The 22,747-nt window shown below is 54.5% G+C and carries 20 protein-coding genes; 11 read left to right on the top strand and 9 right to left on the bottom strand.

The annotated features are described in order from the left end of the window. The first annotated feature begins 43 nt into the window (after positions 1–43). The 3 genes from NSU01_RS02170 (at position 44) to NSU01_RS02160 (ending at position 2,030) form a co-directional block, all read left to right on the top strand. Positions 44–337 (top strand): MTH1187 family thiamine-binding protein, encoded by a 294-nt coding sequence (locus tag NSU01_RS02170; RefSeq protein WP_042133050.1) that lies wholly within the window; start codon positions 44–46, stop codon positions 335–337. Then, complete coding sequence (locus NSU01_RS02165) at positions 334–1,095, top strand: ABC transporter permease (RefSeq protein ID WP_039299509.1); 762 nt, start codon at positions 334–336, stop codon at positions 1,093–1,095. Before NSU01_RS02170 ends, NSU01_RS02165 begins: the two co-directional genes overlap by 4 nt. 89 nt (positions 1,096–1,184) lie before the next feature. Next, positions 1,185–2,030 carry an ABC transporter ATP-binding protein gene (locus tag NSU01_RS02160; protein ID WP_081969800.1) on the top strand — a complete coding sequence of 282 codons (846 nt, stop codon included), beginning with the start codon at positions 1,185–1,187 and terminating at the stop codon, positions 2,028–2,030. 622 nt (positions 2,031–2,652) lie between these two features. Here the strand turns inward: NSU01_RS02160 and NSU01_RS02155 are convergent. The 4 genes from NSU01_RS02155 to NSU01_RS02140 are packed head-to-tail and all read right to left on the bottom strand — an operon-like array spanning position 2,653 to position 6,103. Beyond that, positions 2,653–3,255 (bottom strand): response regulator transcription factor, encoded by a 603-nt coding sequence (locus NSU01_RS02155; RefSeq protein WP_042133048.1) that lies wholly within the window; start codon positions 3,253–3,255, stop codon positions 2,653–2,655. Next, positions 3,252–4,448, bottom strand: a complete 1,197-nt coding sequence (locus NSU01_RS02150; protein WP_076243548.1) for a sensor histidine kinase — start codon at positions 4,446–4,448, stop codon at positions 3,252–3,254. Before NSU01_RS02150 ends, NSU01_RS02155 begins: the two co-directional genes overlap by 4 nt. Positions 4,449–4,454: 6 nt before the next feature. Then, the gene (locus tag NSU01_RS02145; protein WP_042140683.1) at positions 4,455–5,192 is read right to left on the bottom strand and encodes an ABC transporter permease; all 738 of its coding nucleotides are present in this window, start codon (positions 5,190–5,192) and stop codon (positions 4,455–4,457) included. Between the two features lie 2 nt (positions 5,193–5,194). After that, positions 5,195–6,103 carry an ABC transporter ATP-binding protein gene (locus NSU01_RS02140; RefSeq protein ID WP_042133046.1) on the bottom strand — a complete coding sequence of 303 codons (909 nt, stop codon included), beginning with the start codon at positions 6,101–6,103 and terminating at the stop codon, positions 5,195–5,197. A gap of 222 nt (positions 6,104–6,325) precedes the next feature. On the opposite strand from NSU01_RS02140, the gene NSU01_RS02135 reads away from it, so the two are divergent. Then, positions 6,326–7,825: a glycoside hydrolase family 30 beta sandwich domain-containing protein gene (locus NSU01_RS02135; RefSeq protein WP_076243547.1), complete on the top strand. Its 1,500-nt coding sequence runs from the start codon at positions 6,326–6,328 to the stop codon at positions 7,823–7,825. Positions 7,826–7,927: 102 nt separating this feature from the next. On the opposite strand, the gene nfsA is transcribed toward NSU01_RS02135, so the two are convergent. Together nfsA and NSU01_RS02125 are read right to left on the bottom strand one after the other, a co-directional pair. Next, positions 7,928–8,680, bottom strand: a complete 753-nt coding sequence (gene nfsA / locus NSU01_RS02130; protein WP_042133043.1) for an oxygen-insensitive NADPH nitroreductase — start codon at positions 8,678–8,680, stop codon at positions 7,928–7,930. Between the two features lie 82 nt (positions 8,681–8,762). Then, positions 8,763–10,106, bottom strand: coding sequence for a PLP-dependent aminotransferase family protein (locus tag NSU01_RS02125; RefSeq protein WP_042133041.1), 1,344 nt, complete (start codon positions 10,104–10,106; stop codon positions 8,763–8,765). A 207-nt stretch (positions 10,107–10,313) separates the two neighbouring features. Here NSU01_RS02125 and NSU01_RS02120 point away from each other — a divergent pair, with 207 nt between their 5' ends. Beyond that, positions 10,314–11,258 carry a DMT family transporter gene (locus tag NSU01_RS02120; RefSeq protein WP_339302445.1) on the top strand — a complete coding sequence of 315 codons (945 nt, stop codon included), beginning with the start codon at positions 10,314–10,316 and terminating at the stop codon, positions 11,256–11,258. Between the two features lie 624 nt (positions 11,259–11,882). Here the strand turns inward: NSU01_RS02120 and NSU01_RS02115 are convergent. The 3 genes from NSU01_RS02115 to NSU01_RS02105 all read right to left on the bottom strand — a co-directional run bounded on the left by NSU01_RS02115 (position 11,883) and on the right by NSU01_RS02105 (position 15,360). After that, the gene (locus NSU01_RS02115; protein ID WP_076243546.1) at positions 11,883–14,336 is read right to left on the bottom strand and encodes a heavy metal translocating P-type ATPase; all 2,454 of its coding nucleotides are present in this window, start codon (positions 14,334–14,336) and stop codon (positions 11,883–11,885) included. A gap of 120 nt (positions 14,337–14,456) precedes the next feature. Further along, complete coding sequence (locus NSU01_RS02110) at positions 14,457–14,657, bottom strand: copper ion binding protein (RefSeq protein ID WP_039299488.1); 201 nt, start codon at positions 14,655–14,657, stop codon at positions 14,457–14,459. A 355-nt stretch (positions 14,658–15,012) separates the two neighbouring features. Beyond that, positions 15,013–15,360, bottom strand: coding sequence for a metal-sensitive transcriptional regulator (locus NSU01_RS02105; RefSeq protein WP_144026055.1), 348 nt, complete (start codon positions 15,358–15,360; stop codon positions 15,013–15,015). A gap of 208 nt (positions 15,361–15,568) precedes the next feature. Between NSU01_RS02105 and NSU01_RS02100 the strand changes: the two genes are divergently transcribed. The 6 genes from NSU01_RS02100 (at position 15,569) to NSU01_RS02075 (ending at position 22,747) form a co-directional block, all read left to right on the top strand. Then, positions 15,569–17,386: a diguanylate cyclase gene (locus tag NSU01_RS02100; protein ID WP_076243577.1), complete on the top strand. Its 1,818-nt coding sequence runs from the start codon at positions 15,569–15,571 to the stop codon at positions 17,384–17,386. Between the two features lie 209 nt (positions 17,387–17,595). Beyond that, positions 17,596–19,122 carry an MDR family MFS transporter gene (locus tag NSU01_RS02095; protein ID WP_076243545.1) on the top strand — a complete coding sequence of 509 codons (1,527 nt, stop codon included), beginning with the start codon at positions 17,596–17,598 and terminating at the stop codon, positions 19,120–19,122. A 5-nt stretch (positions 19,123–19,127) separates the two neighbouring features. Next, a complete protein-coding gene (locus tag NSU01_RS02090; RefSeq protein WP_076243544.1) occupies positions 19,128–19,691 on the top strand; it encodes a PadR family transcriptional regulator in 564 nt (187 codons plus the stop codon). 232 nt (positions 19,692–19,923) lie between these two features. Then, positions 19,924–20,142 (top strand): hypothetical protein, encoded by a 219-nt coding sequence (locus NSU01_RS02085; protein ID WP_076243543.1) that lies wholly within the window; start codon positions 19,924–19,926, stop codon positions 20,140–20,142. A gap of 55 nt (positions 20,143–20,197) precedes the next feature. Next, a complete protein-coding gene (locus tag NSU01_RS02080; RefSeq protein WP_076243542.1) occupies positions 20,198–21,175 on the top strand; it encodes an aldo/keto reductase in 978 nt (325 codons plus the stop codon). A gap of 282 nt (positions 21,176–21,457) precedes the next feature. After that, a complete protein-coding gene (locus NSU01_RS02075) occupies positions 21,458–22,747 on the top strand; it encodes a hypothetical protein (RefSeq protein WP_076243541.1) in 1,290 nt (429 codons plus the stop codon).

The raw sequence follows: 22,747 nt of genomic DNA, 5'->3' as shown, positions 1-22,747 counted from the left end.
GAATAGTAATGACACTAGCTCACATGAGAGGAATGAATAATAAATGGCTAATACACTGCTTAGCATTCAGGTAATTCCCAAGGCTCCAAACAATGAGGATTCGATCCCTTACGTGGACACTGCGATTGAGGTAATTCAGAAGTCGGGGGTTAAACACCAGGTGAATCCGCTTGATACCACCATGGAAGGCGAGCTCACGGAGCTGCTGGAAGTTGTACGTCAGATGCATGAGGCACTGATTGCCTCCGGCAGCCCGAGCGTGATCTCCCAGATCAAGATCGCCCATAATCCCAGCGGCATCAGCATGGACAAGCTGACGGAGAAATACCGGCCGTGAGAAGCACCTGGAGACAAATCTGGCCGCCCCTTGTGGCGGTCATCTTTTTTCTGGGCGCATGGCAAATTGCGGTATCGGTGTTCCATATCCCGGCCTGGCAGCTGCCCAGCCCGTCCGATATCGCGCGTGAATCACGCGGCAATGCCTCCGGGATCTGGGCGCATACGGCCGCAACGCTGCGGCTGACCCTGATCGGCTTCCCGGTCGGCACCGGCATCGGCCTCATTGTGGCTCTGCTGCTCCATCTGCTGCCCTGGCTTAAGCGAGCGCTCTACCCGCTGCTGATCCTCAGCCAGAATGTGCCCTCCATTGCCCTTGGACCGCTGCTGATTATCTGGTTCGGCTTCGGCCTGCTGCCCAAAATCGTCCTGATCACCCTCGTCTGCTTCTTCCCGGTTGCCGTAGCGGCCATGGGCGGGCTGGCGCAAAGCGACAGGGTAATGTTGAACTATATGAAAATGGCCGGTGCAAGCAACTGGCAGATCTTCACCAAGCTGGAGCTACCCGGCTCCCTGCCCTCCCTGTTCTCAGGGCTCAAAATCTCCGCGACCTATGCCGTCATGGGCGCAGTGGTTGCCGAGTGGATTGGCGCGGACAAAGGGATCGGCTATTATATGCTGCTGCAGAAGGCCTCTTACCGCACGGACCGGATGTTCGTGGCCATTGTCATTATTGTGCTGCTGAGTCTGGTGCTGTTTGCACTGATTGCCTTGCTGGAGAAATGGCTCGTGCGCTGGAAACCGCGCAAGGAAGCTTAACACGTACAGGGTAACAATACACGCTATACTGAGCACGTTTGAGATAAAGCCTTAAGTACAAAAATTCTATATAGAAGGAGCTGACCGAAGTGTCTCCACTCACGAATACTGTACAGCTCAAGAAGGACGTCCCCGGCAGCAGCCTTGACGAGCCCAGAAGCGCACCGCCTGCACTTGAAGTCAGCAGCGTCTCCAAATCGTTCACGCACCGCCGCCGGGAGACGCCTGTGCTGGATCAGGTGTCGCTGACGGTAGAGCCGCAGGAATTCGTCTCGATTGTCGGTCCTTCCGGCTGCGGCAAAAGCACCCTGTTCCACATTATCGGCGGCCTGACGCTGCCGGACGCCGGAACCGTCAGCATGGACGGCATCCCGGTTACCGGGCAGCGCGGCAAGATCAGCTATATGCCGCAGCAGCCCGCGCTGTTCCCGTGGCGCAGCACACTGGACAATGTCCTGCTCGGTGCCGAGCTGCAGGGCGCGCCGCAAGCGGAGGCGCGCGAAGCCGCGCGCCACTGGCTGGCCAAGGTCGGCCTGGGCGGATTCGAGCGCGCTTATCCGCATATGCTGTCCGGCGGCATGCAGCAGCGGGCCGCCTTCCTGCGGGCCATGCTCGCTCCGCAGGAGCTGATGCTGCTCGACGAGCCGTTCAGCGCGCTCGATGCGCTGACGCGCGAGCAGATGCAGCGCTGGCTGCTGGAGCTGTGGGAGGAGAACCGCCGCTCCGTGCTTTTCATCACCCACAACATCGAAGAAGCGCTGCTGCTCTCCAGCCGCATCTATGTTTTCTCCGGACGTCCCGGCTCCGTCCTGCATACCGTAGATGTGCCGTTCCCGCGTCCGCGCCGCGATGAAATCACCGATGCGCCGGAGTTCCTGCAGCTCAAGCGCCAGCTCTCGCTGTGGATGCGCGAGGAGCAGGCCAAGAGCCTCTGACGTGAGTCGCCGCTATTTGGCCCATGTATGCTTAACCTAGCTATTCACATTTCCCGATGACCTGCCGTCTGCGATGGGGAGTCACATTTCCCGGAAATCCGGAGAAATCCTGCACTAAATACAACATTCCTCTCCTAATCCCCGCCTCTGATCCAAGATTGTTGTACAAAAGGCAGCATTTCTCCTTCTCCAAGCCTCTTAGCGGGAGAATTGCTGTATTTCGTACAACAATTCTCCCAAACACCCTATTAAAGGGGTACCAGAGTTGCACTACGTACAACATATTGCCTATTCAGCGTGAGCTTAAGATGCTCAATTGTCCCAGTGATTGCATTTGGTGCAACAGAATTCCCAATATTCTGAGATAAATCCCATTCTGCTGTATTTCGTACAACAGATTTCTGAATATTCGTCCAAAAACTCCATCTTTGCAGAGTTCTGCTGTACAAAGTACAACAGAACTGGCAGTAAATCCGGCTCCACCGTTCATCCAGGACATCTACATTTAACCCGTTACATCCAGTACCTACCTGCACCAGTGCCCCATCCTACATCTAGTACCCACCTACCTCCAGTAACCCGTCCTGCATCCGTTGCCCCCGCCTTCATCCAATGCCCCGGCCTACATCCAGCCCTTCTCCTCAGCCAGCCGCACCGCCTCAATCCGGCTCTTCACTTCCAGCTTGCCGAGAATCTCCGAGATGTAATTGCGGACGGTACCATAGGAGAGATGCAGCGCCGAGGCGATCTCCCCGGCACTCCGGCCCGCGCCGGCCAGCTTCAGAATCTCCCGCTCCCGTTCCGACAGCGGGTTCTCTTCCCGCAGGCTGCCGAAGACCAGCTCGGGGGACACCTCCCGGTACCCGTCCATCACCCGGCGGATCGCCTCCGCCAGCTTGTCCACCGGCTCATCCTTCAGCAGATAGCCCTGAATCCCGGCCTTCACGCCCCGCTCGAAATAGCCGGGCCGGGCGAAGGTGGTCAGGATGATGATTTTGGTGGCACAGCCCCGCGATTTCAGGATCTCCGCAACCTCCAGACCGCTCATCAGCGGCATCTCAATATCCATCAGACATACATCCGGCTGAAGACGTTCAATCAGCGCCAGTGCCTCTGCCCCGTCTCCGGCTTCCCCGGCCATCTCGATATCATCCTCCAAATCGAGCAGTGAAGCCATCGCTCCGCGCAGCAGCCGCTGATCCTCGGCAATTACGATGCTGATCATGCCGTTTCCCCGTCCTTTCTATCCTTGACTACTCTTGGCGTCACCACAGTTAACAATGTTCCTGCCCCTGTCCCAGTTCCTGTTCCTGACCCTATGCCACTGCCCGTTCCCGGGCCCAGGGTCAGAGAACCGTCAATCAGGGCCAGCCGCTCCGCCATCCCTTTCATTCCGTTGCCGTCCCGGCGCTGCGCCGCCCCCTCAGCTCCCCGGTCCTGCAGCCCGGCGCCAACTCCGTTATCCTCCACCGTGATCCGTACCTCCCCAGCCGTCATCCCGATGCCAATCCGGCACAGGTTCGCACCGCTGTGCTTCACAATATTCGTGATGGCCTCCTTGATGCAGAGGCTGAGAATATTCTGCGTCAGATCAGATACGCCCGGAAGCGCTGCATCTCCGTCCACTTCAAGCCGAATCTCCGCGCTGCGCAGCATCTCCCCGGCCTCGGCCAGCTCTTCGGCAACAGAGACCGCGCGCATCTCCGAGACCAGCTCCCGCACCTGCCGCAGCGCAGCCCGTGAAGTGCGCTGGATCTCCCGCGCTTCCGCCTGCGCCCGTTCGGGATTCTTGACGGCCAGCTTCTCGACCAGCTGGCTTTTCAGCGTAATCAGCGACAGCGTATGCCCCATCGTGTCATGCAGATCACGGGCGATACGCATCCGCTCCTCGCGTTTGACCATCTCCTTGATGACCTCATTCGCCTGGTCCAGCTCCTTCTCCAGCATCCGCCGGCGGTTCATGGAGCGGATGCCAAAGGGGGAAATCAGCATCATCAGCACAAAGGGAAAGAGGAATATGCCTTCCGTACCGTACATTTTGGCCAAAGACAGCAGCGCCAGCCCGATTATCATCACTGTAAACACAATAAAAGCCTGTTTGAACCTGCGCAGCTCGGTATACCAGCCGATAAAGTTGCTGGCGAAGAAGCCCATATATAAGTTGTAAGGACTGTAGACGATGCATAACACGGCAATCAGCAGCATTTGCAATCCCAGCCAGGCCGAGTAGGTCTTGCCCTCCGACCAGTAGAGCTGGCGGTAGGTAACCACAAACAGCCCCACCAGTACATAACCCGCCAACAATTTGTATCCGCTGTATCCCTTAAGATTTAAGATCGGAAATACCAGATAGATCAGCCAAATATACGGGTAGAACCCAAATCTGCGCGGAAATAACCGGAACTGCTCACATGCCATTGTACATTACACCGCTTCCTGTTTTTTTCGGATATAGACCGATAATAGCATAAAAACTGCCAGGTATCCGAGCAATAGCAGCGCGGAATTCCACTGCGGAACCCCTCCGCCCACAATCTCCCAGGCACCGTCTCCGTAATTATAGGAAGGCAGCCAGCGGCCGATCCGCTGCATTACATCCGGCATAATATCCAGGGGCATCCACATCCCTCCGGCCACCGCCAGCGCCATATAAAGCACATTGCTCACCCCGCTCGCCGTATCCACCCGCTTCATTGAGCCGATAATCGTACCCAGCGCCAGAAAAGGCAGCGAGCCCGCGAGCAGCCACAGGCCGCTAAGCAGCCATTGTCCCGCCGTCAGCGATATCCCGTTGATCAGATATCCCGCAGCAAAGATACACAGCACCGAGAACAGATGCATCACCGCCATGCCAAACATTTTACCCAGAAAATAAACAGTACCCGGCAGCGGAGTGATACGGATGAACGTATTCCAGCCCTGGGTGCGCTCCTGCACCAGCCGGATGCCGAGGGTCATGATCGCCGAGCCCATTACGCTGAAGGCGGCCATCGACATCAGGTAATGCGCCTGCCACTCCTGCGTATCGTCTGTTCCCGTATTAACCACTCTTGTGAAGATGAAATAGAACATAATCGGCATCAGCAGCGACCAGAACACGTAATAGGGATTGCGGATAATCCGCAGCAGCTCCGCTTTGCACTGGGCCATCATTTGTTTCATCATCATACCGCCGCCTCCTGGCTCATAGTCAACTGCTCGAACGCTTCATCCAGCTTCCCCTGATCAATCACAACATCCTTCACCGCAAGTCCGCCTGTAAAAATAGCCCGCAGCGCCTCATCCGTATTCTCCGTCGTTACATGCAGCCGCCCGTTCTTCTCGTAGCAGGCTTCGACCACAGGCAGCTCCAGCAGTTGACCGCGCAGCACCGCCGGATCGCCGAGCGGCAGGAAGGACACTGACTTACTCACGATTCTGGCCTTAATCTCCTCCGGGCTGCCGTCTGCCACAAGGGCGCCGCGGCTGAACAGCAGAATCCGGTCTGCGGTATCCTCCGCCTCCTGCAGATAGTGGGTGGTGAACAGAATCGTCTTGCCCTGCTCAGCCAGTCCCCGGATCTTCTCCCAGAAATGGCGGCGGGCAGTGATATCGAGCCCCACCGTCGGTTCGTCAAAAACCAGCAGATCGGGGTTACCCGCCAGCGCCAGCGCTAAGCTGAGACTGCGCTTCTGCCCGCCGGAGAGCTTCTCGGCATAGCGGTTCAGATCGGCCGGGGCAAGCCCCGTGGCCTGAAGCAGCACCTCCATCTCCATCGGCCGCGGATAATAGCTGCGGATCAGGGACAGAATCTCTCTGACCTTTAACCGGTCCATCACACTCACCTCCTGCAGCATCGCTCCCGTACGCTCCCGGACCCTGGCGTCTTTGGGCGGAAGCCCAAACACCTGTACACTTCCTTCTGTGGGCTCAAGCAGCCCCAGAAGCATGGACAAGGTAGTTGTTTTACCTGCTCCGTTAGGCCCGAGCACTGCTGTAATGGAACCTCTGTTAATGGTGAAGCTGACGCGATCCACCGCTTTTTTATCCTGGAAGCTTCTGCTGACATTTTTCATTTCGATCACATGATCCATCCTGTATCCCTCCGTATCCATATGCCCTCCGGCTATATTTCTATAGTACAGGAGGCCGAAAGCGAACATCAGTATGGACTGTCATTCGTTCAAGGTGACAACTGTCACCCGGATAAATAACTTTTTGAGGAAATTATTGGTTTTTATGGAGGATTGAATTAAGATATTTCTGCCATAAAAGTAAGCGATTACAATTCTGCATAATCGAGAGGAGTATAATGTATGTTCAAAAGAATTGGACTGGCAGCGCTGATCGCCACGCTGCTTGCGGGCAGCGGAGGCATTGCACCGCAACCGGTTTCGGCTGCAGGGGAAACGGCAGAGGTATGGATATCCACCTCGGATCCGAATACGGAGCCGGCTGTCGGATTAAGCACTGGTGCCCGCTTGACCCGCATCGGAGACAAGAGCTTCAGCTCCGCCACCGGAAGCAGCGATTATACAATTACCGTTAACGAAGGCACCAGCTATCAGCAAATGGACGGATTCGGCGTTTCCCTGACCGACTCCTCCGCCTGGCTGCTCAATTACAAGCTGAATGCCGCCAAGCGGGCTGAGGTGATGGAGAAGCTGTTTGGCAACACCGGTATTGGCTTGAGTGTGCTGCGGCAGCCGATGGGCAGCTCGGACTTCACCTGGTCGGCCTACACGTATGATGACACGGCTGGGGACACCTCACTCGGCCAGTTCACGATCAGCCGTGATCTGCCTTATATCGTTCCAATGGTCAAAGCGGCGATTGCCAAGAACCCCGGCATTAAGGTATTTGCTTCACCGTGGAGCGCCCCGGCCTGGATGAAGTACTCCGGGACCCTGAACGGCGGCAAGCTCAAAGCTGAGTACTATCAGACCTACGCCGATTATTTTAAAAGATACATTCAGGCCTATCAGGCCCAGGGGATTCCCATTTATGCCGTCACCGTACAGAACGAGCCTATGTATGAAACCGGAGCGTACCCCTCGATGGGCATGAACGAGCAGGATGAGACCGGCTTCATCGGAGACTACCTGGGCCCAACCTTGCAGAATGCCGGGATTAATACCAAGATCATTGCTTTTGACCATAATTATCTGAACTGGAGCTTCCCGAATACGGTCGTTCAGAATCTGAAAAACTCCGGCAAAGCAAGCTATATCGCCGGCAGCGCCTTCCATCACTACGACAGCGGTGACGGCTCGCAGATGACCTCCATGCATAATGCCCATCCCGATAAAGACATCTGGTTCACAGAGGGCGGGTTCGGCACCTGGAATGATCCGCAGAACGGCACAAGCCAGGGCTTCGACAACATGATCACTGAATTCATTAATATTACACGTAACTGGTCCAAATCGGTTATTCTCTGGAACGCCGCACTTGATCAGAAGGACGGTCCTGCCCTGCTGTCCGCCTACAATACCAACCGGGGCATGGTCACCATTCAAAACTCTGACAATTCAAACAGTAATCCGGAGAACAATGTCACTTATACCAAGCAATATTATCTGCTGGGCCACTTCAGCAAATTTGTCGTTCCGGGTGCTTACCGCATCCAGAGCAACACCAGCAATGATCTGAAGAATGTGGCCTTCAAGAATCCCGACGGCTCCAAGGTAGTTGTCGCTTATAATCCGCAGACCTCGGCCAAGAACGTCAAGATACAATGGGGCAGCCAGTCGTTTATCGTAAATGTGCCTGCCAAGTCAGTGATGACATATAAGTGGTACGGCAATCCGTCTTAGAGCGGGCTGAATCCTGTAAACAGCAAGAAGGCTTCGCCCTTTCTTTAAGGGGGAAGCCTTCTTGCTGCTATCCATATAGCTTCAGTTACACACTTTAACGTGTTATCTCTGCATGAACCCTTTGCCCAGCAGGAATTCCTTCATATGCATTCTTGACGGCTGAGCCTGGCGCTTCGCCATGATCTCCGACCACGAGGCCTCACTCTGGCCGCCGGTCCGCTCGCGCATATAATCGCGTGAGATCCCGTCATACACCCCGGCCTGCTGCAATGCGGCTTCGGCATTATAGCCGTTATGATGCAGCACGGCCTGCAGCGGCAGACGCGGCCGCACTCCATTCACGGCGGCGGGATAACCAAGGCACATGCCGAATACCGGATAGACCAGCTCAGGCAGGCCCAGCAGCTCAGACAGCGCGGCAATATTATTGCGGACGCCGCCGATATACACGATGCCTAGACCGAGTGATTCGGCGGCAACCGCAGCATTCTGCGCGGCGAGCGCAACATCGACGGTGGCAACGATCAGATTCTCTGTACTGTCCTCATAGGATGGCGCCCCCTGCAGATGGGGAGCCGCCGCCTCACGCAGCCGGTACAGGTCGGCACACCAGACCAGGAAGACCGGGCACTGCTCGATATACGCCTGATTGCCGGATAAGGCGGAGAGCTGCGCTTTAAGTGCAGGCTCCGTTACGGCAATTACGCTATAAGCCTGCACATTGCTGGAGGTAGAGGCCATCTGGCCCGCCCCGATAATGGCAGCGAGCAGCTCGTCACTGACCGGCTTGTCCTGAAACTGGCGGACGGAGGTATGACGGTTCAACAGCTCAAGAGTTTCATTTACGGGTTTCACAGTAGGTTCGCCTCTCTTTTCACAGTTATATAGGAATATTATGAACACAATTTAGTATCCAGACAACAGGAGGGCCTTCGCGCTACCATCCGCCCCCCCGCTTCACCTCCTGGACTATGCCCCTGATCCCCTCATCAATCTGGTCCAGCCCGGCGCGGGAAATACTGATGCGTATAAACTTGTCCCGGGTCCGGTAATCGGATAAATAGAATCCATTGCCGGATACGACGCAGATCTTCCGCTCTCCCAGCCGCTTGACCAGCCGTTCCAGATTCACGGTTACCGGCAATTTGAATTGCATGTAGACGCCGGAGCTGTCCGCAGATGCTTCAATTAAACCTTCCGTATTATACCGCCGGAGCGCCTCATACACCGCCTGGATTCTTTTGGCGTACATCGCTTTTATTTTGTGCCTGTGGTGCTCATACATGCCGTTCTTGATATATACCTCAAGCGCTGCCTGGGATAACAGGGAGGTGTCCGTGTATCCTTTATAGGCGCGGAAGGTCACAAGCAACGGCTCCGGCAGCACAACCGCCCCCAGCCTGAGGCCGGGGAAGATGATTTTGGAGAAGCTTTTCAAATAAATCACATGTGAAGTCTGGTCATACGCGTATACAGGATCAAATTGCCGTCCGGCACCCAGATCAGCCATGTAATCATCCTCAACGACATACACATCGTATTTGCCGGCCAGTCTGGCAATGGCCTGCCGCTCTGCTGTGCTGTAAGATGTTCCGAGCGGATTATGATACCTGGGCATGGTATAGAACAATTTAAACCTGCCGCTTGCGAACCGCTCCTCCAGCTCCCGCAGGTTAATCCCGGCTGCGGAGCGGCCGATTCCGCTGACAGGCAGTCCCTCCGCCTCCAAATACCTCAAATAAATATCATACCCCGGCTGTTCAACGAGGATCTCCGTCCTGCCGCTGGGGAACGGCATTCTGGCCAAAATCTCCAATGCCTGCTGGATTCCCGAAGTAAGGATAATCCGCTCTGCCTTGGCAAAAACCTGATACTCCGCCAGATGAGACACCAGCGTGCGGCGCAGCGAATCCAGTCCCTGCGCATCCCCGTAAGTGAACAGGTTGTATTTGTAATGGTCAATCGCCTTGTTAAGGCAATGCTGGAAATCCAGATACGGAAATACGTTCAGATCGGGCGATGCCGAAGCGAAGTCGATTGTTCCGCTGCCCCCGGCAGGTCCGGGTTCTTCCGTCTTCTCCACCATATAATAGCCGCTCTGCGGAATCGAATATATGGCATGTGTTCTCTCCAGCTCCCCGTAGGCCCGCAGAATGGTGCTGACACTACAGCCGTAGAATGCTGCGGCGCTGCGCACGGAAGGCAGCTTTTCCCCAGGACGGTACTGTCCTTCCTTCATCCGCTTCTCTATCTCCGATACAACCGAATGATACTTTTTCACGCTGCCCCGCCTCCCATCGCCTTCATTCCACGGCCTGCTGTTCATGATACCTCTATTATCCTTCAATTATTATACAGGAAACAACGAACTGTACCGGTACAGTAGCGGAAAGGCGGTATTGTTCTGCTGCTGAATTCCCTTTAATTTTAAAGTAACACATACGATGTTCACAGCATCCAGTCTTACTCACACAAAGGAGATGTACCTATGCAGCAGCAAGGACTCAAGTTGGCTTATAGCTTTGCCGTACTCAATGCGGTAATTATCGGATTCTCATTCCTGTTCACTAAGGTGGCTCTCGGCCATGCCGGACCGCTCGATACACTAACCTACCGTTTCGCTGCTTCGTTTGTTGTGATGTCGGTCCCGGTCGCCTTCGGCTGGGTCAAAATCTCCTACCGCGGCAAGCCGGTTGGCCGGGCACTGCTGCTGGCAGCGATGTATCCGCTGGGATTCTTCACCCTTCAGGTATTCGGACTTCAGCGTGCAACCTCTGCCGAGGGCGGAATTCTCTATTCGTTCACTCCGGTCGTGACGATGATCATCGCTTCTATTTTCTTGAAGGAGAAGACCTCTCTGCTGCAAAAGCTGTGTATTTTCCTGTCGGTATTTGGCGTTGTGTTTATCTTTGTCATGAAGGGAAGCAGCATTCAGCTGTCCAATATGACCGGGATTGTGCTGTTGTTCCTGACTTGTCTCGCGTTTGCCGGATACAGCGTGCTGGCCCGGTCACTCTCCAGGCATTTCAGCCCCGCTGAACTCAGCTACCTCATGATGGGGATCGGCTTCGCAACCTTCCTGATCATTTCGCTCACCGGACATGCAGCCAGCGGAACCTTCAGCGAATTCCTAAGCCCGCTCACGAGCGGCACCTTTATCCTGTCTGCAGTATATCTGGGAGTCATAGCCTCGCTGGTGACTACCCTGACTTCAACTTATATCTTGTCCAAAATCGAAGCTTCACTCATGAGTGTGTTCACCAATCTCTCAACCATCGTCTCCATTGCAGCCGGAGCATTTTTCCTGGGGGAAGAGATTACAGTGTACCATTGGATCGGATCTCTTTTGATCATAGCCGGGGTAATCGGCACCAACCGGCTCGGACGGAACAAGCCTTGCGTGCAGGTTGCCGGCCGGAGCGAGTCTGTGTAAGCAGGTAGTGCGCTGTTCCACATTGCTCTATTCAGACTACTTCTAGGGAGGCACATTGTATTCGTTTTTTCGCATACATTTGGTCCGGTTACCTTCGCAGAAGCACATTGTATTCGTTTTTTCGCATACATTGGGTCCGGATCCCTTCGCGGAGGCACATTGTATTCGATTTTTCGCATACATTGGGTCCGGTTGCCTTCGCAGAAGCACATTGTATTCGTTTTTTCGCATACATTGGGTCCGGATCCCTTCGCGGAGGCACATTGTATTCGATTTTCCACATACATTGGGTCCGGTTACCTTCGCGGAGGCACATTGTATTCGGTTTTTCGCATACATTGGATCCGGATCCCTTCGCGGAGGCACATTGTATTCGGTTTTTCGCATACATTGGGTCCGGTTGCCTTCGCGGAGGCACATTGTATTCGATTTTTCGCATACATTGGGTCCGGTTACCCCTTAGCACACTTTCGGTGGAATCAGGGGCACTAGTGCCCCTCATTTCCTCCCTTGGCCCGCCTTCGGCGGCAACACAAAGAACCGCCGGACATTAACGCTCCGGCGGTTCTTTGGTTATCGGCGCTCAAGTCCGGATCGCTCCGTCTGCAGCAGAAGCAGTGAACATTACAGCTTGACCCGCTGCAGCCGCAGCGCATTCAGCAAAACGGATACAGAGCTGAAGGCCATTGCTGCACCGGCCAGCCATGGAGCCAGGAAGCCCAGGGCGGCAACCGGAATGCCGATCGTATTGTAGGCAAGCGCCCAGAACAAATTCTGCTTGATATTGCGCATCGTCTTGCGGCTCATCAGAATGGCATCCGGAATGCTCAGCAGATCGCCGCGCATGAGCGTAATATCCGCCGCCTCCATCGCCACATCCGTGCCGGTGCCGATGGCCATACCGGTGTCTGCCGTTGCCAGTGCCGGCGCATCGTTGATGCCATCGCCAACCATGGCAACCTTGACTCCGCCGCTCTGCAGCCTGCGGATCTCGGCTGCCTTGCCTTCCGGCAGCACCTCTGCCAGCACCGTGCGGATGCCCGCCTGCTCGGCAATGGCCTGAGCCGTAATCTTGTTGTCCCCGGTGATCATAACGACCTCGATGCCCATCTCGTGTAGTCTGGATACCGCAGCGCGCGAGGTTTCCTTAATCGTATCCGCCACCGCTACGACACCGGCAATTTCGCCGTCAACAGCTACCAGCATCGCTGTTTTGCCTTCATGCTCAAGCCGGGTCATGATTGCTGTCCACGGCCCGATATCAAGGCCGCTCTCCTCCATCATCCGCCGTGTGCCCACGCTTACCTTCTGGCCTGCCACTACAGCAGATACGCCGCGGCCCGGCACAGCCTCGAACTGCCCGGCAGACGGAAGCTCAATGCTTCTGCTCTGCGCGCCCGCTACAATGGCATCCGCCAGCGGATGCTCCGAGAGCTTCTCCGCTGCCGCTGTAATCGACAGCAGCCGGTTCTCGGCAAGCACCTTGCCCTGTGCTACAATGCCGGTACTGGTTACAATGTCGGTCAGCACCGGCTTGCCGTTGGTCACGGTTCCGGTCTTATCCACTACAACAACCTTAATGCCCTGTGCAGCTTCCAGATGCTCCCCGCCCTTGAACAGGATGCCGAACTCGGCTGCCCGGCCGGACCCCGCCATTATGGAAGTCGGTGTCGCCAGTCCCAGTGCACACGGGCAGGCGATTACGAGCACCGCGATGGCTTTCTCCAGCGCATCCGCGAACTGCCCGGGTGCGCCCCAGATATACCAGATTACAAAGGTTACAGCTGCAATCCCCACCACAATCGGTACAAAGATCCCGGAAATCACATCGGCGATCCGCTGAATCGGTGCCTTCGAGCCCTGCGCCTCTTCTACCACTCGAATAATCTGCGCCAGCGCCGTATCCCGGCCGACCTTGCGGGCTTTGATCCGCAGCATGCCGTTCTTGTTCAGCGTGGCTCCTATAACCGAATCACCCGGCTTCTTCTCCACCGGCATACTCTCGCCAGTCAGCATGGATTCATCGACGGAGGACAGCCCCTCGACCACTTCACCGTCTACAGGCACCTTGGTTCCCGGCTTCACCAGCACGAGATCTCCGATAACGACATCCTCTACGGGAATGCTCAGCTCAACCCCATCGCGCATCACCAGCGCGGTCTTGGCCTGCAGCCCCATCAGGCTGCGTATCGCGTCTGAGGAACGCCCTTTGGCCAATGCCTCGGACCATTTGCCTACAAGAATCAGCGTAATCAGAACTGCGCTCGTCTCGTAATACATATCCACGGTATGGTTCATCCCGCTCATCTTCAGGGAATCAATCGTCAGGTACAGACTGTAGAAATAGGCTGCCGAGGTGCCCAGCACCACCAGCACATCCATATTGGCACTGCCGTTCTTCAGCGCTTTGTAGGCATTGACATAGAACTGCCAGCCGATCAGGAACTGCACGGGAGTCGCCAGCACCAGCTGGAACCAGGGATTCATCAGCAGCTCCGGTGTCCAGATCCAGGAAGTGAAAGAGAAATGGCCCGCCATGGCCCAGAGCAGCGGCAGTGACAATATAGCAGAGATCATCCACTTGTTCCGTTTATGCGTGATTTCCTCCCCGCGCTGGCTGGCAATATCCTTGCGGTCCTGCTTCAGCGCCGCCTTGTAGCCGATGCTGCTCACCTTATCCATAATCTCGGCTGTACTGATATTGCCCGGCGAATATTCCACATGTGCTGTCTCCAGCGCCAGATTCACATTCACTGCGGCAATCCCGGGCATCCGTCCCAGCACCTTCTCAATTCTGGCCGAGCATGCCGCACAGGTCATGCCCGTAATATCGAAATCCGCCGATTCCTTCAGCGTATCATAGCCGAGAGAACGGATCTTCTCCTCAATCTGCGGCACGCCAGCGACCTTCGGATCAAATCCCACCGTCGCCTGCTCCAGCGCCAGATTGACATTCGCCCGGGATACCCCCTCCATGCGGGACAATCCCTTCTCGATCCGCGCCGCACAAGCGGAGCAGGTCATCCCGGTAATCTGCAGCGTAGCCTGCTGCTGGACCGGTTCTGCACTCTTTTCCATGATTCACGCACCTCCCCATACCCCCAAGGGGTATATTTATCTTTAAAAGAAAAGGCATTGGCGCCCGGCCCTATTGCTCTAGGGTTCCCGGCTCCAAGCCCTTACATTACAATCCTTCACTTAAACTACGTCGTAGCCCTGATCCTCGATAGCCGCCTTGATTGCATCCAGGCTTACAGTGTTCTCGTCAAATTCAACCGCTACCGTCTTCGCCGGAAGATCTACCTTCGCCGCAGCCCCAACGCCGCTCACAGCTTTCTCTACAGCACTTACACAGTGACCACAAGACATTCCTTCTACATTCAATGTTACGTTCGACATTTGATTACCCTCCTAATGGTTTGAATAGCATACGCCTCCTGATCAGCCTCGAAAGCATACGCTTAATTTGGTTAGCATCCGCTTAATTGCCAGCGAATGCTTGGTTTGACGGCTCCCCGCATTGCCTGCAGAGTTTGATCTTGAGAAAAAATAATCCCAGATGAAAGTAACGGAGGGGAATTTTGAAACTGTAGGAGCGCCAGCGACCGCCTTTGTCCACGGATTTCTACCGCAAATAGCGGTTTAAATCAAAGAAATCCGGGGACAACAGCGGCCGAAAGTTCAAACATTCACCGCAGTTACGACCTCCATCAATAATTAGGACTTCTCCATTCAAACTCCCCAGGCCCAATCTCTATTTCATCAGCTTATTCACCGTAATCAGCAGCTCATCGATAACCTCATGCTCGCCGGCTTCGATCCGTTCGATAATGCAGCTCTTCATATGGCCTTCAAGCAGCAGCTTGCCGACACTGTTCAGTGCCGCCTGCACCGCCGCCAGCTGATTAAGCACATCATCACAGTAGGTATCCCGTTCAATCATGCCTTTGACGCCGCGGATCTGTCCCTCAATCCGGTTAAGCCGGGTGGTCAGTCCACTCTTGAATTCCGGGGAATGATGGCTCTTGCGGACACCGGAAGCAGAAGAATGGCAATCCTCGCCGCAGTCATGCCCGGCATGCTCCTTCTCATTTGTTGACACAGGAATCAGCCTCCTCAAGTAACAATATAATATACCCCCCATGGGTATGTCAAGGCCTCACTGCAACTTATCTCCTTTATCCTGTAACACATGCGTATTTGTCATGATTTAGCAGGAGAATTCCCGTTTGAACGCGAATCTCCTAGAATAAAACATCTACAACTACGTGAATGGAGGAGGAGCAGTGCTCAAATCAATCATCAGCCAGATGCATCGCCGCAGGAGCTATTTGTACTCCTTTATCATATGCATTGCCGGGCTGGGCTTGTTCATTTATCAAACGGAACCGCAAATTCTTCAGCTCTCCTCATCCGGCTGGGGCTGGGTTACCGCCATGTCAGGCGCGGCCGTCCTGCTCACCGTCTTCACCTTCCAGCTGCCTCCGCAGGGGAACGGGCTGTCACTGGATTCTTCCATCTATCTGGCCTGTATCTTTATCTTCGGCGCCCCATCCGCCCTTCTGGTTCTCCTGCTCTGCTCCATCGTACTGCTGTTCATCGAATGGGGAAGCACTCCGCTCTGGAAGCATCTCAATAATTTCGCCGTGTACTGTATCATGATCACTTCCGCAGCCTTTATCTTCTCGTGGTCCGGGGGCCGGCAGGGACCGCTTCTCAGCAGCTATCTGGCAGCATACCTCAGCGCTATGGCCATATATTTCATCCTGAACCTGCTGCTTGTCGGCTTCTTCTACTACATAATTTTCCATGAGAATCTCTACAATACACTCAAAGCAATGCTGACAGACGCCGTACTGGCCTATTTGTGCACGCTGGTGCTCTCCCTGGTGCTGACCGTTCTGCTCTTCTATAACGGAATTACCGGCCTGGCCTTATTCCTGGGCCTCAGTGTACTGATCTCCTATTCCTTCAAACGGCTGTTCAGCATGTACCGTGACATTGAAGAGCGGGCTAACCGCGATCAGCGTACCGGACTGTTTAACCACAGCTATTTCGAAGCGGCGCTAGAAGAGGAAATGCGCAGATCGCAGGCAGGCGGCAGCGCACTCTCCCTGGCCATGATTGATATCGATGATTTCAAGAAATACAATGATCACTTCGGCCATCTTAAGGGGGACGGGCTTATTGTTTTTCTGGCTGAGCTACTGAAGAAGGAAACCGGGTCCACCGATATTATTGTCTCCAGATATGGCGGTGAAGAATTCACCCTGCTGATGCCGGGCTACGATGCCGTGACGGCCAGGCAATTCATCGAAAAGATGCGCAAAACGCTCAACAATTCTATTTTTGAAGGCAGCGAGATCTTCCCGCAGGGCTGTCTGGCGTTCTCCGCAGGCGTAGCCGGATACCGGCCCGATGTCCACTTCAAGTCAGAGCTGGTCGACCATGCCGATCAGGCGCTGTACTATGCCAAAAAACAGGGCAAGAACATGGTCCACGTCTACGGCAACCAGTCTCTCTTGGAGCGCGACATCGATTTCAGTCAGGATGTGCGCGATATTGAGCAGCAGCTTAATCTTTTTATGTACAAGGATCTGGAGACCTTCAAGCATTCCAAACGCGTATTCCGCTATGCCATGGACATCAGCGAGCTGCTGGCGCTGGACAATCTCTCCAAACGGCAGTTCACGCTCGGCGCACTGATCCACGATATCGGCAAGCTGGAGATTCCCTGGGGCATACTTAACAAGAAGGATAAGCTCGCGCCGGAGGAATGGGAGATGGTCAAATGGCATGTCACCTGGGGCAAAGAGATGGCACTTACCAACGATAAATACAAGGATCTCGCCCCTTATATCGAGCTGCACCACGAACGGTATGACGGCAAAGGGTATCCGTACGGCTTCAAGGGAGAAGAGATTCCCCGGCTATGCCGGATGCTGACCATTATCGACTCGTTCGATGCCATGACCACGGAGCGTCCGTACCAGCCGACCAAATCGTTCGCAGAAGCTATTGTGGAGCTGCGGGCCTGCGCGGGAAGCCAGTTTGACCCGGAGCTGACTGAGCTGTTCATCAGGTACATAGAAGCCCGGGAGCTGCGTTCAAGCGATGCGGCCATGTAGGAAGAAGCATCTACCCCCGCTGCGGATAAAGGTCCGCCTGCGAGGGAATACCATACATAGAAGTCCTGCCGTTCTTGTTGTACAAGGGCGGCTTATTTGCGTCCACAGCATTATTTAATATTTAATTTTGAAAAAAAGGATTGCCACCCTATTCAAATTTGAATATAATAAGATTTGCCATTGAATACTGAACGTAAAGGAGTCTGTAAATGCATACTAAAGAAAGCAATCTTAAGCTCGTCGTTGCCGGCCTGCTGCTCGGTATTCTGATGTCTGCCATGGATAATACGATTGTGGCCTCAGCTATGGGCACCATCGTCTCCGACCTCGGGGGACTTGATAAAATCGTCTGGGTAACCTCTGCTTATATGGTCATGGTTATGGCCGGAACCCCCATCTTCGGCAAATTGTCCGATATGTACGGACGCAAGCGCTTCTTCATCTTCGGACTGATCGTGTTCCTGATCGGCTCCGCCCTGTGCGGAACGGCGGCCAGCATCACACAGCTCAGTATTTACCGGGCGATCCAAGGGATTGGCGGCGGTGCGCTGATGCCGATCGCCTTCACGATTGTATTTGATATTTTCCCGCCGCAAAAAAGAGGCAAGCTCACCGGATTATTCGGTGCTGTCTTCGGGATCTCCAGCGTAATCGGCCCTCTGCTGGGCGCTTATATCACTGATTACGTCGGCTGGAACTGGATTTTCTATATTAATGTACCGATTGGTATCGTCTCCTTCTTCCTGATTATGACGTCCTACAAGGAATCCGTCTCCCATGCCAAACAGCGGATTGACTGGGGCGGCGCCTTCACGCTGGTGGCAGGAATTATCTGCCTGATGTTCGCGCTTGAGCTTGGCGGCAATCAGTATGCCTGGGATTCAGCAACGATTCTCGGACTGTTCGCCGGCTTCGCCGTATTCCTGATTGCCTTCATCTTCATTGAGCAGAATGCGGCAGAGCCGGTCATCTCGTTCAACATGTTCCGGGGGCGCCTGTTTGCCACCAGCAGTCTGCTCGGCTTGTTCTACGGCTCGGCGTTTATCGTAGCTACGGTATACATTCCGATCTATGTCCAGGGGGTATACGGCGGCTCCGCCACCAACTCCGGTCTGATCCTGATGCCGATGATGATTGGTACGGTAATCGGCAGCCAGTCCGGCGGTCTGCTCACCACCAAGACGAGCTTCCGCAACATCATGCTGCTGTCCGCAGTGTGTTTCGTTGCCGGTATCTTCTCACTCAGCACACTGACACCGGATACTTCCCGTCTGCTGCTGAATGCGTTCATGGCGCTGACCGGCTTCGGGGTAGGGTTCTCCTTCTCCGTACTCAGCATGTCATCCATTCACCATTTCGATATGCGCCAGCGCGGTTCAGCTACCTCCACCAGCACCTTCCTGCGCTCGCTCGGGATGACGCTGGGGATTACCATCTTCGGTATTATCCAGCGCAACAGCTTCACTTCGGAGCTTAGCACGGCCTTCGGAGACGGCGGCCAGGCGTCTTCCTTCGGCGATCCGCGTTCTGCGCTGACCCCTGAGGCCCGTGCACAGATTCCGGCACCGGTGCTGGAGAAGATCACAAATTCACTGTCTACCTCGATCGCACATACCTTCATGTGGGCTATCGTGCCAGCGGTGCTTGCCGTTATCTTTGTCCTGCTAATGCCCAAAGACCGGCTGACGATTCAGCCTAAGGAATCCCAGCCAGCTCCGGCTTCCGGGCAGAGGTAAGCACCATGTCCATGAAGCTGCTGATTCTGGGGCTGCTGCTGGAACGGGATATGCATCCTTATGAGATTACTCTCGTTATGAAGGAACGCACGATGGACCAGTTCATTAAGCTGCAGATGGGCTCATTATATTATGCAGTCGACAAGCTGGCCGAGGGCGGTCATATCGAAGCTGTGGAGATCATCCGCAGCGCGGACCGGCCGGATAAAACCATCTACCGGATTACGGATAAAGGCAAGGAGTTAATGGAACAGCTCATTCTGCAGCAGATCAAGAAGAGCGACCCCCTGTATCATCCGCAGTACATGGCCTTGGCACTCTCGCGCTACATTGACCAGGAGAAGGTGGAGATACTACTGGAGGAACGCATCCGCGAAGCGGAGCACCAGGTGAACTTCGCCTACCAGGTATACGAGGAGCATATCTCCATTGTGCCGCGTTCGGCGCTGCATCTGATGTACGGCCGGTATGAGCATAGCCTGACAGAGCTGAAATGGCTGAAGCGGCTCCATGAGGATGTCGCCGCCCGCAGGCTGAGTGACAAAGGCAGCCCGATTATTCCGCAATAAGTATAGCATTTCAGGAGGATTGTTCCGCCGCCGTTACAGGCAGCCGGGGCAGTCCTCCATTTCATTTCCAAAGCCTGTTCACACAGGAATCTGCGGTTTATCACAGGTCCCTGTGTTTAATTAGCCCGAATTGTGTTTATTAGGGAGCAAACTGCCGGCAAGGCTCAGGAGAATTGTCTAGCACATTTCCATCCTTGCCCTGCAAATATTCCGAAAGGGAAGTGAACTTAAGATGAGCCATAGTGACGATAAGAAGCCGATAAGAGACGAACGCGACCACCCTGAGCAATACCCGACCAACAAGCCAAGCTTATTCGACCTTGATGAAAGCGAACAGAATGTAGATCCGATTCCGGTCGAGGATCTGACACTCGAGAAGCAGGAGGAGAAGGATAAGGAAGGCACGAAACACCGCTCCTCCAGCGACAAAAAACACCATACCGGATTCTAAAGGTGTACACTTAATTTTAGAGCATTCAAAAGTTATAGCTTATGGAGGGATACAATTGCTGAAAGCGTTACCACTTAACAATCGCGGAATTCCCGCCAGCCGCATTGCTCTGGGCTGTATGGGGCTTGGCGGAGGCTGGGACCATGAACCGGTTACAGCGGAGAACATAAAGCAGGGGCATGAGGCGCTGGATGCGGCGCTGTCGATCGGCATCAATTTTTTTGACCATGCGGATATCTATACCCGGGGCAAGGCGGAGAAGGTGTTCGGACAGATCTTCAGGGAGCGTCCGGGTCTGCGTGAGGAGATCATCCTGCAGTCGAAATGCGGTATCAGGCTGATGGAGCCGGGTGATATCACCAATATGTTCGACTTCTCCAAGGAGCATATTCTGTCCAGTGTAGACGGAACGCTCTCCCGGCTGGGCACTGAGTATATTGATATTCTGCTGCTGCACCGCCCCGACCCGCTGATGGACCCCGAGGAAGTCGCCGAAGCACTGCGCCTGCTTAAGGCAGCCGGCAAGGTGCGCCACTACGGTGTCTCCAATATGAGTGCTGCCCAGATCAAACTGCTGGAGACCTATTGTGACGAGCCCTTCATCGTCAATCAGCTGCATATGAGCCTGGCCAAGATCAGCTGGGTCGATGCCGTACTCAGCGTGAACCGGGAACAGTGGAAAGACCTTACGTTTCCTGAGGGTACAATAGAGTATTGCCGTGCGGGGAACATCCAGCTTCAGGCCTGGGGCCCGCTGGCCCAGGGGCTGTTCAGCGGACGGCCGCTTGAAGGACAGCCGGAGAACGTGGTGAATACAGCGGCCAGAGTACAGGCGCTTGCCGATGAGAAGAATACAACACCTGAGGCCATCGTCCTGGCCTGGCTGATGACGCATCCAGCAGCCATCCAGCCTGTAATCGGCACCGTCAATCCGCTGCGCATCGCAGCCTGCGGAGGGGCGGATAAGATTGAGCTCTCCCGCAAGGAGTGGTACGAGCTGTACGTCAGCTCACGCGGAGAGAAGCTTCCTTAAGGAGCGGACTTCACTACAAATGGAAAGGTTATGCCATCCGTATTTGTTATGCGGATAGCATAACCTTTTTTCGTTCTCAATAAAGAACATTTGTGAAAAACAGTGATATATCAAGTAAATTAAAGATAACCAGATGCATCTGTGCTTTATTGCGAACAATTCGCTGAAATTGACATTTTTCTTTTCCCGGGTGCGCAGTGTATGATTTCATTACGAAGACGTTCTTAATAAAGAACGAATATAACGAATATCAATCAGTAAGCCATGAGAGGGGGCCTACCTTTGTACCCCAGATCCGCCAAACGGCGTAAACGGAAATACACGAAACTCGGTCTTCGGATCCTGCAATCCGGTGTGGCTGTATCTGTTCTTATAATGTATACCTCCAATCAGATTGGCAGTACTTACGGAGAGTATAACACTTTCCAGGAACAGAACACCTCTATCGGGCTCTGCTCCGTATTTCCGGGCCAGATCGAACAGCTGCTGTCAGATTTCAGCGGACATGTCCGCACAATTACCCAGCTGAAGTCTTCTCTTGGCAGCCACATTACGAGCGGGAACTATAACACTCCCCCGGTCTCTGAAGAACTGTCAGCGGAGGAACTGGATCAGATCTCCAGTGAGATCTCAGAACAAATCCGGCTGGCAAGCGATACAGTTAGCGCACTGGATACACAGCTGAGCCTCAATGCAGGTATCTGGCAGCAAATTCTGCAGGAAATTGGCAGTGCAGCAGCCATTCTGCATCAACTCGGAGGATATATGGTTAATCTCGAACCCAATTGCCTAGAAATCCGTGACGCCCGGTTCTTCGAACAGCTGCAGGAAGGTCTCCATCAAAGCGGGGTGCTGTCGGAATCCCTGACGGATACATTAACGGGCATTGTGCATTATCTGAATACGATTCATGATTTCGGCGGCTCGCTGCCGACCGGTAATCCTGACCGGGTGCTTCTCCGGCAAGAAAGCTTCGGCTTCCCTGCCGAGGAACCGATTTTCTCACTCATGGCCAGAGCCTACAATGCAGACCCCAATGTATCTCCCGCCTTACAGTCAAGCTACGATCAGTTAAGTGCAGAATTAACAGCCTCCAGAGACAACCTATCGTCCACAATCTCCACGCTGCAGGAACAGCAGGTACACATTGCTGAAGCGAAGGCGGCGCTGGAGGAGAAAGCCAAGGCTGAAGAAGCGGAACGGCTGGCGCTTGAGAAAGCCAAGGCTGAGGAAGCGGAACGGGATGCACTGGAGAAGCAGAAACAAGAGAACGATCAAACCAAGAATAATCCGCCCGCAGCCAGCATTCCTGGAGAAGATAAGACCATCGATGAACCTGCTATAGAAGCTCCTGAGGGAGAAAAACCGGCTCCTGCACCCTCACCGGATGCAGAGGTTACCGCTCCGCCTGCCACACCGGCACCGGAAGCCAATCTTCCGGAGGCGACTCCAGCGGCAGACTCACCTGGGGAGCTCCCGGATAGCGGTACAGATACCGCGCAGCCAACAGCTACAGTTACACCTACAGCTACACCTGCTCCACAATCGGATACCAGCAAAGGCGGGGAATAA

Source organism: Paenibacillus sp. FSL H8-0259 (genome assembly GCF_037963255.1).
Taxonomy (GTDB): Bacteria; Bacillota; Bacilli; order Paenibacillales; family Paenibacillaceae; genus Paenibacillus_AQ; species Paenibacillus_AQ phytohabitans.
This window is presented reverse-complemented; position numbering and strand designations above follow the sequence as displayed.